Source organism: Pseudonocardia kongjuensis, assembly GCF_039526905.1.
Lineage (GTDB): Bacteria > Actinomycetota > Actinomycetes > Mycobacteriales > Pseudonocardiaceae > Pseudonocardia > Pseudonocardia kongjuensis.
Map to the genome: position 1 here is coordinate 459,574 of NZ_BAAAJK010000001.1, position 15,302 is coordinate 474,875.

Annotated in this window: 10 protein-coding genes and 1 pseudogene; 6 read left to right on the top strand and 5 right to left on the bottom strand. The window is 77.9% G+C overall.

What is annotated here, in order from left to right:
* Positions 1–2 precede the first annotated feature (2 nt).
* Positions 3–653 carry a malonic semialdehyde reductase gene (locus tag ABD160_RS02100; protein WP_344017837.1) on the bottom strand — a complete coding sequence of 217 codons (651 nt, stop codon included), beginning with the start codon at positions 651–653 and terminating at the stop codon, positions 3–5.
* Between the two features lie 55 nt (positions 654–708).
* Positions 709–1,626: an aldose 1-epimerase family protein gene (locus ABD160_RS02105; protein ID WP_344017838.1), complete on the bottom strand. Its 918-nt coding sequence runs from the start codon at positions 1,624–1,626 to the stop codon at positions 709–711.
* 1,878 nt (positions 1,627–3,504) lie between these two features.
* Between ABD160_RS02105 and ABD160_RS33265 the strand changes: the two genes are divergently transcribed.
* On the top strand, positions 3,505–3,942 hold the full coding sequence (locus ABD160_RS33265; protein WP_425563569.1) for a pentapeptide repeat-containing protein: 438 nt from the start codon (positions 3,505–3,507) through the stop codon (positions 3,940–3,942).
* A gap of 818 nt (positions 3,943–4,760) precedes the next feature.
* Here ABD160_RS33265 and ABD160_RS33270 read toward each other — a convergent pair.
* Both ABD160_RS33270 and ABD160_RS02115 read right to left on the bottom strand, forming a co-directional pair.
* A pseudogene (locus ABD160_RS33270) lies at positions 4,761–5,339 on the bottom strand (AAA family ATPase); the annotation flags it as partial.
* Positions 5,336–6,574: a metallophosphoesterase family protein gene (locus ABD160_RS02115; RefSeq protein WP_344017840.1), complete on the bottom strand. Its 1,239-nt coding sequence runs from the start codon at positions 6,572–6,574 to the stop codon at positions 5,336–5,338. The pseudogene ABD160_RS33270 and the gene ABD160_RS02115, both read right to left, overlap by 4 nt.
* Positions 6,575–6,816: 242 nt before the next feature.
* On the opposite strand from ABD160_RS02115, the gene ABD160_RS02120 reads away from it, so the two are divergent.
* From ABD160_RS02120 to ABD160_RS02140, 5 genes are all read left to right on the top strand, one after another.
* Positions 6,817–7,005 carry a hypothetical protein gene (locus tag ABD160_RS02120; protein ID WP_344017841.1) on the top strand — a complete coding sequence of 63 codons (189 nt, stop codon included), beginning with the start codon at positions 6,817–6,819 and terminating at the stop codon, positions 7,003–7,005.
* Positions 7,002–7,229, top strand: coding sequence for a hypothetical protein (locus ABD160_RS02125; protein WP_344017843.1), 228 nt, complete (start codon positions 7,002–7,004; stop codon positions 7,227–7,229). The genes ABD160_RS02120 and ABD160_RS02125 overlap by 4 nt, the downstream gene beginning before the upstream one ends.
* A gap of 72 nt (positions 7,230–7,301) precedes the next feature.
* Positions 7,302–9,971 (top strand): ATP-binding protein, encoded by a 2,670-nt coding sequence (locus tag ABD160_RS02130; protein ID WP_344017844.1) that lies wholly within the window; start codon positions 7,302–7,304, stop codon positions 9,969–9,971.
* Between the two features lie 99 nt (positions 9,972–10,070).
* Positions 10,071–10,748 (top strand): hypothetical protein, encoded by a 678-nt coding sequence (locus ABD160_RS02135; protein ID WP_344017845.1) that lies wholly within the window; start codon positions 10,071–10,073, stop codon positions 10,746–10,748.
* A gap of 25 nt (positions 10,749–10,773) precedes the next feature.
* Positions 10,774–13,995, top strand: coding sequence for a bifunctional cytochrome P450/NADPH--P450 reductase (locus ABD160_RS02140; protein WP_344017846.1), 3,222 nt, complete (start codon positions 10,774–10,776; stop codon positions 13,993–13,995).
* 13 nt (positions 13,996–14,008) lie between these two features.
* Here the strand turns inward: ABD160_RS02140 and nhaA are convergent, their stop codons facing one another.
* On the bottom strand, positions 14,009–15,259 hold the full coding sequence (gene nhaA, locus ABD160_RS02145) for a Na+/H+ antiporter NhaA (RefSeq protein ID WP_425563566.1): 1,251 nt from the start codon (positions 15,257–15,259) through the stop codon (positions 14,009–14,011).
* Between the last annotated feature and the right edge of the window lie 43 nt (positions 15,260–15,302).

Here is a 15,302-nt window from a genome sequence, read left to right on the forward strand (position 1 = left end):
GCTCAGGCGAAGGTGAGGACGTCCTCGGCGGCCAGCCGCGGCAGGCGCGGGAACCAGGCGTCCGGGCCCGGGTGTCCGATGTTCACCACGAGCAGCGCGCGGTGCCGGCCGCCGGGCAGGAACTCCTCGGTGACGGCGTCGGCGTCGAACCCGGCCATCGGGCCGGTGGCGAGGCCGTGCGCGCGGACGGCGAGCAGCAGGTAGCCGATCTGCAGGCCGGCGTTGAACCGGGCCATGCCCTCACGGCCCTCGCGGCCCTGCGCCTCCATGCCCTCCCGGAAGTCCGGCTTGACCGGGAAGGTGACCGGCGAGTGCTCGTGGAAGTCCAGGTCGGCGGCCAGGATCGCGATCACCGGGGCCTGCTCGGACTTGCCGCGGTTGCCCTCGGCGAGCAGCGGCAGCAGCCGCTGCTTCGCCTCGGCCGTGCGCACGAAGGTCACCCGCAGCGGCTGGGTGTTCGCCGCGGTGGGCGGCCACTGGGCGAGCTCCCAGATCGAGCGCAGCGTCTCGTCGGACACCGGCTCGTCGGTGAAGGTGTTCGCGGTGCGGGCCTCGGTGAACAGTGCCGTGCGGCCGGCGTCGTCGAGGACGGGCAGGGGGAGCTGGGCCGCAGCAGTCGCAGCAGTCTCGGTCGTCGCAGTCGTCGCAGTCACAGAAGGTAGAACGCTCAACCATCGACCGGGATTCCGCGCCGTCCGGTGAAGTGGATCACCCGGTGGCGGTGATCCCCCAGTGCAGCACCTGCGGCTCGCCGGGGACCAGCTCGATCAGGTCGGTGCCCGAGTTCAGCGCGTCCGGCGGGCACGTCATGGGCTCCACCGCGACCGCCCGGGCCGCGGTCACCACCCCGTCCGGGCCGTGCCGCGGGAAGTCCGCCGGGGTGAAGACCTGGACCCAGCCGAACGCCGGGTCCGCCCACAGCTCGGTGCCGCCGCCGTCCGGGGCGACCACCCGGTGCCGGACCAGGTCGTCGCCCTCCACGGGCACGCAGCCGCCGAACGCGTCGTCCAGCTCGGTCCCGGCCAGCCGGGTCCCGGCGAACGGGCGGTCCAGCGGCTCCGGCGGACCGTCCGGGAGCTGCTCGCGCAGCGGCAGCCGGGTCCGGGCGGCCAGGGTGAGCTCCAGGTCGTCGGCCGGGACGTCACCGACCCGCAGGTAGGGGTGGAAGCCCAGGCCGAACGGCACCGGCGCGGACCCGAGGTTCTCCACCTCGGTCTCGACGCCCAGCCCGCCCGCACCGACGGTGTAGGTGATCCGGACCCGCACCGGCTGCGGCCAGCCCGGCTGGACCGGCGCCACCGCCGTCAGCACCAGCCGGTCGCCGGCCCGGTCGGCGAGCGTCCACGGCACGTGCCGGAGCAGCCCGTGGATCGCGTTGCCCGCCGCGGGCTCGGTCAGCGCGAGCTGCTGCGTCGCGCCGCGCAGGCTCCACCGGCCCCCGCGGACCCGGTTCGGCCACGGCGCGAGCACCGCGCCGGAGCCCTTCGCCGGCCGCGCCGTCGGCGGATGCGGCTCCACCCGGACCCGGCCGCCCTGCACGAACCCGGCGAGGCCGCCGCCGACCTCGTCCACCTCGGCCCGGCAGTCCCCGGAGACGATCACGAACCGCTCACCACACGCGTCCATCCACGCAGTGTGCGGACCGCGGCGGATCAGCCCGCGAGCGGGGTGGCGCGCGCGGCGCCGGCGTCGAGCACGGGCTCGATCCGCGACGGCGGGCCCAGCTCGGCGACGGTGAACTCGACGCCGGTGCCGCGGGCCAGCCCGACCAGGTGCTCGTGGTGGGTGAACAGCAGCACCTGGGCGGACCCGGCCAGCTCGGCGAGCACCCGGATCGCGGCCGGGGCGCGCTCGTCGTCGAAGGTCATCAGGACGTCGTCGAGCACCACCGGCACCGGCGGCAGCCCGGCCGCGGTCCGGTCCGCCTGCAGCTGCTCGATCCCGGCCAGCCGCAGCGCCAGGTGCACCTGGTCCGCGGTGCCCTCGGACAGCGTCGGCGGGGTCAGCTCCTCGCCGTCGGCCCGGACCGCGACCAGCGTCCGGGCGCCCGCCCCAGGCTCGGACGGCGGCCGCAGCGCGACGAACCGGCCGCCGGTCAGCCGTTCCAGCAGCGAACCGGCCCGCACCAGCAGCGGCGAGGCGTGGCTGCGCTCGTAGGCGTCCAGCTCGCGGCGCAGGATCTCGCGCTGCAGGTGCAGCACCAGGTAGCGCTCGGCGGCGTCGGCGACCCCGGCGAGCTCCTCCTGCGCGCGGGCGTGCAGCTCGGCGGCGCCCTCGGCCTCCTCCAGCTCGCGGCGCCGGGCACGCAGACCGCCCAGCTGCTCGCGGATCCCGTCCTGCTCGGCGCCCAGCTCCCGCTCGTGCGCCTCGGCCCGGTCCAGGGCCTCCGCGAGCGCCCCGGGATCGGCGCTCAGGCTCACCCCACCGGTGCCGGCGGGCGGCTCCGCACCCGGATCGGCCGCGGACGCGACGAGCTCGCCGGCGTCGAGATCCGGCGCGGCGGCGGCCAGCAGCCGCGACTGCTCGGCGATCCGGGCGTCCAGCGCGGCCACCACGGCGCCGCGCTCGGCCGCCGCCTCCAGCCCGCCGGGCTCCATCGCCTCGGTCAGCGCCAGCTCGACGGCGAGCCGGTCCAGCACCGCCCCCGCCGCGGCGACGTCGCGGGCGGCCCGGGCCGCGGCGTCCTCGGCGTCGACGATGCCGTCGTCGAGGTGCCCGGCCGAGACCGCCGCCTTGGTGACCTCGCGGACCCGGTCGGCCAGCTCGCCGAGCCGGTCGGCCGGCGCGGTGCCGGTCGGCGCCCGGTCCAGGTGCCGTTCGACGAGCGCGGTGACCGCCCGGCGGTGGCTGTTCACCGCCCGTTCCAGGCGGGTCGCCTCCTGGTCGTCCTGGCGGGCCAGCGCCCCGGCCTGCTGGGCGTCGGCGACGGTGTCCCGCCGGGTGCCCCAGCCGGACGGTTCCAGGTCGGTCGGCAGCCCGGCCCCGCGCAGCGCGAACCGCCAGCGCTGGGCCGCGAGCTCGCGGTCGTGCCGGGCGGCGTCGGCCGCTCCCCCGGCCCGCTCGGCCTCGCTGCGCAGCCGGGCCAGCAGCACCTGGCGGTCCCTGGCGTGCCCGGCCTCGACCGCCAGGTCCTCGGCGGCGACCAGCAGCACGTCCAGCGGGGCCCCGTCGCGCGGACGCCCGGCGGCGGCCAGCGCCGTGCCGAGCGCCCGCTCCTGCTCCTGCGCCTGGTCCCGCAGCCGGGCCAGCCGCTCGTCGGCGCGGGCCACCTCGTCCTGGGCGCGGGTCGCCTCGGCGAGGGCGGCGACCACGGTGTCGGCGTCGTCCGGATCGGGCACCGCGACGCCGTGCGCCCGCCACAGCGTGGTCCAGGCCGATCCGGCGGCGTCGGCCTGCCCGCGGGCCCGCCCGACCGCCGCACCGGCCTCGGCCAGCGCGTCCGCCGCGGCGGCCAGCTCGGACTCCTTCTGCGCGAGCTCGGCGACCCGGTCCGCGGAGGCGATCATGTCGTCGGCGACCCGGTCGGCCGCCGCGACCGCCGCCGCGACCCGCCCGGCCGCCGCCGACGCGGCGCGGTCGTCGTCGACCAGCAGCCGGGCCACCGCGTCGTCGCGCTCGGCGCGGGCCGCGGCCAGCGCGACCGGACCGACCGGGCGGCCGCGGCCGGCGCGCGGGTCGCGGGCGGTGCGGGCCCGGTGCTCGCGCTCCGCGGCGTCGGCGGCCGCGCGCTCGGCGGCCCGCAGCTCCTGCTCGGCGGTGCGCAGCGCGGTGCGGGCCGACCGGACCTCGCGCACCGGTGGGGCGAGCACCGGCACGGCGCCACCCGGCGCAGTGCTGTCCGGCGCAGTGCTGTCCGGCGCAGTGCTGTCCGGCGCAGTGCTGTCCGGCGCAGTGCTGTCCGGCAGAGCCTGTCCATGCCTGTCCGCGCCCGGCCCGCGGTAGCCGGCCGCGGCGAGCGCCTCGGCCCGGCGGGCGCGGGCGGCGTCCCGCTCGACCACCGCGGCCCGGCACAGCGCCGCCGCCGAGCCGTCGGCCTCGATCGCCCGGCGCACCTCGGCGACCCGGCCGACCCGGTCCGGATCGAGCCCGCCGGGCACGTCGGCGGCCTCGCGCACCTCGGCCAGCGCCTCGGCGTACACCCGCTCCGCGCGGTCCTCCTCGATCTGCGCGTCGTGCAGCCTGCGGGCGATCTCGTCGAGATCGCGGGCCCGGTCGGCGGGCAGGTGCACCGCGGCGAGCCGCTCCCCGGCGCTGCGGCCGTCGTCGGCGACCAGCCCGGCCAGCGCGGACTCGGCCCGCCGGTGCGCCTCGGCCGCGTCGGCGCGCAGCCGGGCCGCCCGCTCGGCGTCGGCCCGGCGGGCCTGGGCGGCGGACTCCAGCTCGCGCACCCGGCTGGCGTCGGCCAGCAGGTCCTCGTCGAGGTCCAGCTCGGCCCGGGCGGCCCGCAGCTCGTCGGCCCGCGCGCGGTGGGTGTCCCGCTCCTGCTCGGCGGCGGCCCGGTCCGCGGTGGCCCGGGTGTACTCGGCGAGCGCCTCCGCGCCGAGCGCGGCACCGGTGGCGCACTGCGCGGCCCGCTCGGCCTGCAGCGCGGCCAGCTCCCGGGCCGGTTCCCTGGCCCGCAGCGCCTGCCGCGCCCGGTCGGCGCCGTCGGCCGCGGACCGGCGGGCGCGGGCCAGCTCCGCCGCGCGGCGCTCCAGCCGGGCGATCTCGTCGGCGACGGCGCTGACCTCACCGGCCCGCGAGGTGCGCTCGCCGGCCAGCTGCTCGGTCTCGGTGAACCGGGCGAACGCGGCCCGCACGGCCACCGAGCGGTTCCCGCGGTGCTCCTTGAACAGCGCGTCGGCCTCGGCGTCCAGTGCGGCGATCAGCGCGCGCGCATCGCGGCCGCTGCGGGCGGTGAACACCAGCTCGGCGAGGTCCCCGCCGCCGGCGCACAGCTTGCGGCCGCCCTCGCGCAGCTGCTCGTGGCCCAGCCCGAAGCCCTCCCGCCAGCGCCGGCGGGCCTCGGCGCCCCCGGGGCCCCACGGCGCGTCCACCGCGATCTCCGCGGGACCGTCCGGATCGCCGGGCACCCGGTGCAGGCCGCGGGTGGTGCGGCGCAGCAGCTGCTCACCGTCCGGGCCGTCGACCAGCGCGGACACCGCCAGCCGGGCCGGGCTGAACGCGTAGGCGTGCCGGACCGGGCGGGGCATCCCCCACAGCAGATCGGACAGCGCGTCGAGCAGGGTCGTCTTGCCGGCCTCGTTCGGGCCGGACACGACGGTCAGGCCGCGGCCGAGCGCCAGCTCGCGGCCCTCGTAGGCGCCGTAGCGCTCCAGGACCAGGGTCCGCAGGTTCACCGGTCGCCCTCCGTCCCGGCCATCCGGGCCAGCAGCTGCTGCTCGGCCTGGTGGGCGAGCGCGGCCAGCCGCGCGTCGTCGCGCAGGTCCAGCAGGCCGGCCTCGCGCAGCCGGCGGCCCACCTCGCGGTCCAGCGGGGCGGCCAGCTCCCGGATCCGGTCCGGGTCCCCGGCCAGCCCGGCGGCGGCCGCGGACACCGCGGCGGTCAGCTCCGGGTCGACGGCGAGCGCATCGGCCGGCGGGCGGGTCCGGTTCCGGATCTTCTCCAGCACCGCACCGGCCTGCCCGGCGGCCAGGTCCAGCTCGGTGCGCACCCGCTCGGTCTCGGTCAGCCCGGCCGCGGCCGGCCCGGCGCCGTGCAGCGTCACCTGGGCGACGACGGCCCGCGGTGCCGCCTGGACGCACCGCTCGCGCAGCGCCGCCGCGGCCGCGTCGAACACCTCGTCGGCGCCGGCCAGGCCGGTGATGTCCACCTCGACCAGCTCCCAGCGCGCCACGTCCAGCACCAGCGGCTCGATCGACGCCGCGCCGCCCGGCTCGACCTCCACCAGCAGCGCCCCCTTCGGGCCGCGCTCCTGGGGGTGGCGGCCCTGCAGGTTCCCGGAGAACGCGGCCTTGTGCGGCCCGTCGCAGACGGTGCGCCGCTCGTGCACGTGCCCGAGCGCGAAGTACTCGTAGCCGCAGCCGGACAGGTCCTCCGGGCGGCACGGGGCGTAGGTGTCGTGCCGGTCGTCGCCCTGCACCGAGGTGTGCAGCATCCCGGCGTTGACCAGGCCGGGGATCCGGTCCGGGTAGGCGGGCACCAGGTTCTCCAGGACGGCCCGGCGGGCGAAGCCCTGGCCGTGCACGGCCAGGCCGAGATCGTCGAGCACCACCGTCTCCGGGTGCTCGACGGACAGCCGGTGGGTGTTCGGCGGCAGCCGCAGCGACCGGGTGATCTCGGACTCCGCGTCGTGGTTGCCGTTGATCAGGAACACCGGGACGCCCTCGTCGTGCAGCCGGGACAGCTGCCGGACGAAGAAGGCGCCGGTGGCGTAGTCCTTCCAGTCGCCGTCGTAGACGTCGCCGGCCAGCAGCAACGCGTCCGCCCGCAGGTCGACGACGGCGTCGACCAGGTTCTCGCAGGCCCGCCGGGTCGCCGCGCGCAGGGTGCCGGCCAGCTCGGAGTCGCCGAGCCGGGCCAGGCCGCGCAGCGGGCTGTCCAGGTGCAGGTCGGCGGCGTGCACCAGGCGCATGGCGGCTCCGTCCTGTCCCGGTCCGGTCCTGCCCGGGTGATCGTCGAGGGGGCGCGCCGAGTGTAGGAGAGCGCACCGACAGCGACCGCGACGCGACCCGGCGCGTCCGCGAACCGCCGTGAAATCCCAGCTCAGGTGCCCCAGGACACAGAGCGGCGCGGACCACATTCAGGTGTGAGGTAAGGGTGCCCTGAGCAACAATGGTGGATCCGACTCCGACAGCTCCCCGGGAGCCGTGAACGATGATCCTCCTCTGCGAACGGTGCTACGCACCGATCGATCCCGACACCGAGGGCCACTACCGGCTCTCGCACATCGACCACGCCGACGCGGCGGGCAACGTCACCTGGCGGGACGCGGTGGTGCACACCGCGCCCTGTGCGGCGGCGGGCAGCCACTGGGCGCACGAGCGGCAGGACCGCGCGGCATGACCGGCGACCTGCTCTGCGAGCGGTGCTGGAACCCGATCGACCGCACCGCGGAGCCGCTGCGGATGAACACCCTCGGCGGCGTCGCGCCGGACGGCGCCCCGGTGCGCACCTTCGTGCACGCGCTGCCGTGCCAGTCGCCCGACACCGGCGACTGGGACGCAGGCCGGCGCGGCCTGTCCCCCGCCGCGGTCCGGCACGCCGCCGCCCGCGCCGACCACCGCTGACCCGGACGGGCTCCGCCGAACCGTCGAAACTGGGTATGGACGCCGCGGCCGGTCCCGCGCTGTCGTCGTCGGATGACCACCGTGCGACCGACCACGGAACCGTTCGTCGGGCGGGTCGCCGAGCTCGCCGCCGTCGACGACGCCTGGGCCGCGGCCTGCGCCGGGCGGCCCGCGCTGGTGTGGGTGGACGGCCCGGCGGGCGCCGGCAAGAGCGCGCTGATCGCCCGCTGCGCGGCCCGCACGTCCGGCACGGTGGTGCTCGCCGCGGACGGCGACGAGGACGAGACCGCGCTCGCCTACGGCTATCTCGACCAGCTCGCCACACAGCTGCCCGGCCGGACGTCGTCGCTGCTGGGGACGCCCGCCGGGCGGCGGGCGGATCCGCTGGCCGTCGGCGCCGAGCTGCTCGCCGCGCTCGGCACGCTGCCCGCCGCGGATCCGGTGCTGCTGCTGCTCGACGACCTGCAGTGGGCCGACCGGCAGTCGGTCGGTGCGCTGCTGTTCGTGCTGCGCCGGCTGCGCCACGACCGGGTGCTCGTGCTCGCCGGCTCGCGCCCGGCCGGGCCGGATCCGGCGGACGCCCCGGACCCGCCCGATCCGCGCTGGGAGCGGCTGCTCGGCCCCGGCCGGGACGTCCGGCGGTTGCACCTGGACGGGCTGAGCCCGGCCGAGGTCTCCGACCTGGCCGCCGCGCTGGGCCGCCCGCTCGGGTCGACCGGCGCCGCCGAGCGGCTGCGGGCGCACACCGGCGGGAACCCGCTGTACACCCGCACGCTGCTGGAGGAGCTCCCGCCGGAGGTGCTGGCCGGCACCTCCGGCGTGCTGCCGGCGCCGCGCCCGTTCGCCGCGCTGGTGCAGGCCCGGCTGGCCCGCGCCGGGCCGGACACCGACGCGCTCGTGACGGCGGCGTCGGTGCTCGGCGCCGGCTGCCCGCTCGGCCTCGCCGCGGCGGTCGCCGGGATCGGTGACCCGGCCCCGGCGCTGGACGGCGCTGTCCGCCTCGGGCTGCTCCGGGAGCGGGCCGGGACCGCGCCGGCCCGGATCGTGTTCGCCCATCCGCTGGTGCGGGCGGCGGTGCTGGGTGGCCTCTCGGCGGTGCGCAGGCGGGAGCTGCACGCGGCCGCGGCCCGGCTGCTGCCCGGCCGGGACGCCGTCCTGCACCGGGTCGCCGCCGCCGCGGGCCCCGATCCGGAGCTGGGCGACGAGCTGGCGGCGCTGGCCGCCGACCGCGGGACGCCGGGTGCCCGGGCGGCCGATCTGCTGCGCGCGGCGGCCGACCTGGCGGTGCACCCGGACACCCGGGAACGCCGGACGCTGGCCGCCGCCCGGATGCTGCTCGACCACGGCGAGATCGCCAGGGCCGCGGCCGCCGAGCCGGTGATCGCCCGGTGCGCCCCGGGTCCGGGGCGGGATCGGCTGCTCGGCGAGATCGCCCTGCTGACCGGCCGGTTCGGCCGGGCCCGGGAGCTGCTCGACGGGCTCCCCGGGTGCGGGGCGCTCGCCCTGCTCGACGTGATCGAGGGTGCCCCGGAGCGCGCGGTCCGGCGCGGCGGCGCCGCGCTGTCCGCGGCACCGGGCCCGGCCGGACGCCGGATGGCCGGGTTCGCCGTGGTGCTCGGGCTGGCCGCCGGTGGCCGCCGGGACGCGGCCGGTGCGCTGCTCGACGGGCTCGGCGCCGGCCCGCGGGCACCGGTCGACGCGCTGGTCGCCCGCGGGGTGCTCGCCGCGGACGACGAGGACGCCGCGCTCCGGCTCGACGCCGCCGTGGAGCGGGCCCGCGCCGGCGAGCCGGTCCGCGGGCTCGCGCTGGCCCTGGCCTTCCGGGCGGCCGCGCACGACCGGCTCGGCGAGCCGGGCGCGGTGGAGGGCCTCGAGCTGGCGGTGGCCGCCGCCCGGGACGGCGGGAACCGGCTGGCCGGGACGCTGGCGCACGCGTTCGCGGCGGAGGCGCTCGCCGCCCGCGGCCGGCTGGTCCCGGCCCGCGCACACCTGGCCGCCGACACCGGTCCGCGCTGGTGGGGCGCCGATCTCGGGACCGGTGTCGGCGCGGCCGCGGTGGCCGCCGCGGACGGCGACCCGGGCGCGGTGCTGGCCGCGCTCGATCCGCTGACCCGGCCCGAGCTCGCCGCCCGCGCCGACGGGCTGGGGCTCCTCGCGCCGCGGGTGCTGCGCGTCGAGGCGCTGCTGGCGACCGGTCTGCGGGACGCGGCGGCGGCCGAGCTGGAGGTGCTGGACGCCCGGCTCGCCGGGCGCGCACCGACCCGGTACACCCTCGACGCCGTCCGGCTGCGCCTGCTGCTCGCCGCGCCGGACCGGCCGGTACCGCCGCTGCCCGGCCGGCCGGCCCGGGCGCCGCTGGCCCGCGGCCGGCTGGAGTACGAGGCCGGACGACGGCTGCTCGGCACGGGTGCCCGGCGGGCGGGTGTCGATCTGCTGCGGGCCGCCCGGGAGCGGTTCGCCGGGCTCGGCGCCGTGCCGGACCGGGTCCGCTGCGACACCGTGCTGCACGACGCCGGACTCACCCCGCCGGGACCGGCCGGGCCGTCCGGGGTGCTCGGCCTCACCCCGCACGAGCGGGCCGTCGTCGGGCTGGTGGTGCGCGGCCTGACCAACCGGGAGGTGGCCGAGCAGCTGTTCGTGACCCCGCGGACGGTCGCCTACCACCTCAGCAACGTGTACGCGAAGCTCGGCGTCACCGGCCGCCGCCAGCTGCGCGCCGTCACCGCGCGCGCGGGCGGCTGACCCGGACTGGAAGGTCGGCTGGAAGGTCCGGCCGGTGCGCGGGCGTCCGGGACGGCGGGACGCTGCCCCGATGCACCGGGTCGTCGCGGCGGGCCGGCCGTGAGCCGGGGCCCCGCCCGCCTGGCCGCGGCCACCGGCCTGCTGTTCGCGGCACTGTTCGTGGCCGCCCTGGTGCTGATGCACCGGGCCCCGGGCCTGGCCGACCCGGACGCCCGCTACGCCGCGTTCCAGGCGAACGGCGGGGACGGGATCCTGGTCGCCGTCGGGCTCTACCTGGTGCCGCTGGCCGGGGTGGCGTTCCTGTGGCACATGACCGCGATGCGGGCACTGCTCGACACCCTCAGCCCGCCGCCGTCGACGATGGCGCACGGGCTGAACCTGCTCGCCGGGGTGCTGTTCGTGGCGATGCTGTTCGCCGGCGCCGCGGCGGCCGGGGCCCCGGCCACGGCGTCCTACCTGGGCGACGCGGCACCGCTCGCCCCCGACGTGACGCGGGCGCTGACCGCCGTCGGGTACGGGTTCGTGTTCGTGTTCGCGGTCCGCGGCGCCGGTATGTACGCGCTGACGACCACCACGCTGCTGCGCACCGCCGGGGTGCTCCCGCGCGTCGTCGGTGTGCTCGGCTACCTGCTCGCCGCGTTCCTGCTGCTGACCGCCAGCACCCGGCCCGCAGCCGCACTCGTCTTCCCGGCCTGGGTGGTCCTGGTCGGCGTGAGCCTGCTCGCGCACGCCCGCCGGGCCCCCAGCACACCGGTGACCGCATCCGCCGCCACCTGAGCGGCGTCCAGCCGAGGAGCCCGCCATGGCCGCACCCACCCGTCCCGCCGCCGTCGGCGGGGTGCCCGGACCGCGGCCGCTGCCGCTGATCGGGAACGCCCTCGACGTGCCGTCCGGACGGACCGTCCAGGCCCTGATGGAGCTCACCCGCCGCTACGGCCCGATCTTCCGGCTGAGCACCCCGGGCGGCGAGCGCTACGTCGTGTCCGGCCTGCCGATGATCGACGACATCTGCGACGACGAGCGGTTCACCAAGCAGGTCGGCCCGGGCCAGCGGCAGCTGCGCAGCCGGTTCACCAGCGCGGGCCTGTTCACCGCGGAGTCCGACGATCCGCTCTGGCGGAGCGCGCACGACATCCTGCTGCCCTCGTTCAGCACCCGCTCGATGCGCGGCTACCTGCCGGAGATGACCGACATCGCGCAGCAGCTGATGCTCAAGTGGGAGCGGACGAACCCGGGCGAGCCGGTGGACGTCACCGCGGACACCACCCGGCTGACCCTGGACACGATCGCGCTGTGCGGGTTCGGCTACCGCTTCAACTCGTTCTACCGGGAGAACAACCATCCGTTCGTCGACGCCATGCTCGGGGCGCTGTCGGAGAGCCAGACCCGGTCCCGGCTGCCACCCGCGGTCGTCCGGCTGCGCCGCGGCGCCGAGCGCCGGTTCGCCCGCGACCTGACACTGATGACCTCGACGGTCGGGACGCTGGTCGCCGAGCGCCGGCGCCGGTCCGATCCCGGGCAGGACCTGCTGGGCCGGATGCTGTCGGGCACCGACCGCGAGGGCAGGCCGCTGCCGGACCACAACATCGTGTCCCAGTGCATCACCTTCCTGATCGCCGGGCACGAGACGACCAGCGGCCTGCTCTCCTTCGCGATCGCCTACCTGATCAAGGACCCGGCGGTGGTGGCCAGGGCCCGGGACGAGATCGACCGGGTGCTGGGCACCGATCCGCAGGTGCCGCCGACCGCGGAGATGCTCGGGCGGCTCGGCTACGTCACCCAGATCCTGGAGGAGACGCTGCGGCTCTGGCCGACCGCGCCCGTCTTCACCCGCAGGCCCTACGCCGACGACACCGTGGGCGGCCACCCGATGCCCCGGGACACCGCGATCATCGCGCTCACCCCGATGCTGCACCGGCTGCCCGAGGTCTGGGGCGCCGGCGCCGAGGGGTTCGATCCGGACCACTTCGCGCCCGAGCGCCGCGACGCCCTGCCGCCGAACGCGTTCAAGCCGTTCGGCTCCGGGCAGCGGGCCTGCATCGGCCGGCAGTTCGCGATGCAGGAGGCGGTGCTCGTCCTGGCGATGCTGCTGCAGCGCTTCGAGCTGGTCGACCACGCCGACTACCGGCTGCGGATCACGGAGTCGCTGACCCTCAAGCCGGCCGGCCTGACGGTGACCGTCCGGCCGCGCACCGGCCGCACGCCGGGCGCGGTGGCGGCGGTGCCGCAACCACCGGCCCCGGCGCCCGCGGCCGGGCCGGCGGCGGACCGGCACGGGACCCCGCTGCTGGTCCTGTTCGGGTCGAACCTCGGCACCGCGGAGGACGTCGCGGCCCGGATCGCCCGGGACGCCGCGGACCGCGGCTACGCCGTGCGCACCGCGCCGCTGGACTCCGCGACCGGCGCGCTGCCCACCGGCGGCGCGGTCGTCGTCGTGTCCGCGTCCTACAACGGCCTGCCGCCGGACAACGCGGCCGCGTTCTGCGGCTGGCTGCAGGATCCGGGCACCCCGGGCGACGCCGCCGCGGGGGTCCGCTTCACCGTGTTCGGCTGCGGGAACCGGGACTGGGCCTCGACCTACCAGGCGGTGCCCACCGCGATCGACGCCCGGCTGGCCGCGCTCGGCGGTACCCGGGTGTACCCGCGCGGGGAGGGCGACGCCCGCGGTGACTTCGACGGCCGGTACGCGCAGTGGTGCGGCGGGCTGTGGGACGCGCTGGGGGCCGCGCTCGATCTCGGCGGGCGGGCGGTGGCCGCGACCGGCGGGCCACGGCTCGAGCTCAGCTACGAGAACCGCCGGGCGGACGCACCGGTGGTGCGCTCCTACCGCAGCGTGCCCGCGGTGGTCCGGGTCAACCGGGAGCTGACCTCGGGCCGCGGGCCGCGCTCGGTGCGGCACCTGGAGATCGCGCTGCCGGCCGGCACCGGCTACCGCACCGGTGACCACCTGGGCGTGCTGCCCCGCAACGACCGGACCGTCGTCGAACGGGTGCTGCGCCGGTTCGGGCTGGACGCGGCCACCTACGTCACCGTCGGCACGTCCGGCCCGGCGCCGACGCACCTCCCGACCGGCGAGCCGTACCCGCTGCTGGCCGTCCTGACCGGCTGCGTGGAGCTGCAGGACCCGGCCGGCCGGGCCGGGATCTCCGCGCTCGCCGCGCACCTGCCCGACGGCGCCGGGCGGGCCGCGCTGGACGCGCTCACCGGCACCGACGAGGAGTCCCGCGACCGCTACCGGGAGCGGATCGCGCTCCCCCGGCGGACCCTGCTCGATCTGGCCGAGGAGCACCCGGCGTCGACGCTGCCGTTCGCCGAGTTCCTGGACGCGCTGCCGCCGCTGCGCCCGCGCTACTACTCGATCTCGTCGGCACCGGGCACCGGCCGGGACCCGTCGATCACGGTCGGGGTGCTGGAGGGCCCGGCCCGGTCCGGCGACGGCGTCCACCGCGGGGTCTGCTCCACGCACCTGCGCGACGCCCCGGTCGGCGGGACGGTGTTCGTGCTGGTCCGCGAGCCGGGCATCGCGTTCCGGCCGCCGGAGAACCCGCACCTGCCGATGATCATGATCGGGGCCGGGACCGGGATCGCCCCGTTCCGCGGGTTCTGGCAGGAGCGGGCCGGGCTGCAGGCGCAGGGGGTGCCGGTGCCCGAGTCGCTGCTCGTGGTCGGCTGCCGGGACCCGCAGGACGACCTGCTCTACGCCGAGGAGCTGCGCCGGCACGTGGCCGGCGGGACGCTGCGGCTGCTGCCCGCCTGCTCGCGGGTGCCCGGGCGTCCCCGCTACGTCCAGCACGTCGTCGCCGCCGAGGCGGAGCTGGTCTGGTCGCTGCTCGGGGCGGGCGCCGTGGTGTACGTCTGCGGGAACGCGGCCACGATGGCGCCGGCCGTGCGGGCCGCGCTGATCGAGGTGTACCGCGACCGGACCGGCGCCGACGCCGCAGGCGGCGAGCGGTGGCTGGCCGGGCTGCGGGCGGAGGGCCGCTACCTGGAGGACATCTGGGGCGAGACCGCGGCGCCCGGCTGACCGGCCGGCCGGCTCACGGCCCGTCGCGCCCCTCGGCGAGCCGCCGGTGGTGGGCGTTGCGGATCCGCAGCACCACCGTCGCCAGCAGCACCGCGGTCAGCGACCCGGTCAGCACGCCGATCTTGACGTGGTCGTCCTCCGGGGTGCCGGTGCCGAACGCCAGCTCGCCGACCAGCAGCGACACGGTGAACCCGATCCCGGCGAGCTGGGCCAGCCCGAGCAGGTCCCACCAGCCCAGGTCGTCGGAGAGCCGGGCCCTGGTGAACCGCTGCACCAGCCAGGTCGAGCCGAGCACGCCGACCGTCTTGCCGAGCACCAGCCCGGCGACGATGCCCTGGGTGACCGGGTCGGCGAGCGCGGCACCGATCCCGTCGCCGTCGACGATCGACACGCCGGCCGCGAAGAAGGCGAACACCGGCACCGCGATCCCGGCCGAGATCGGGCGGACGGTGTGCTCGATCCGTTCGGCGGGCGAGCGCTGCCCGGGGCCGGGCCGTTCGCCGCCCCGGGCCAGCACCGGCACGGTGAAGCCGAGCAGCACCCCGGCGACGGTGGCGTGCACGCCGGACTCGTGGACCAGCACCCAGGTCAGCGCGGCGAGCGGGAGCAGCAGCCACCAGGCCCGGACGCCGCGCTGCACGGCCAGCGCGAACAGCGCGAGCGGGACCAGTGCCAGCAGCAGCGGCGGGAAGGACAGGTCGTCGGTGTAGAAGATCGCGATGATGGTGATGGCCAGCAGGTCGTCGACGACGGCCAGGGTCAGCAGGAACATCCGCAGCGCGGACGGCAGGCTGCTGCCGATCACCGCGAGCACGGCGAGTGCGAACGCGATGTCGGTCGCGGTCGGGATCGCCCAGCCGACCAGCGCGTCCGGGTTCGCCAGGTTGATCGCGACGTAGATCAGCGCGGGGGCGACCATCCCGCCGACGGCGGCGGCGACCGGCAGCAGCGCCTTCGCCGGGTCGCGCAGGTCGCCGGCCAGGAACTCGCGCTTGAGCTCCAGCCCGACGACGAAGAAGAAGATCGCGAGCAGCCCGTCGGCGGCCCAGGCGGCGACCGTGAGGTCCAGGTGCAGCGCGGCCGGGCCGACGGTGGTCCCGGCGAGCCCGAAGTAGGCGTCGCGCCACGGCGAGTTCGCCAGCACCAGCGCCAGCACGGCGGCGCCGACCAGCAGGAACCCGCCGACGGACTCGCCCCGGAGGGCGTCGGCGGTGCGGGCGAGCGGGTTCGAGGTCTTCACGGGGCTCCGGGGGTCGGCGGGCATGCGTCGTCCATCGCCGACCAGACTTCCCGGCACACCGGGCAGG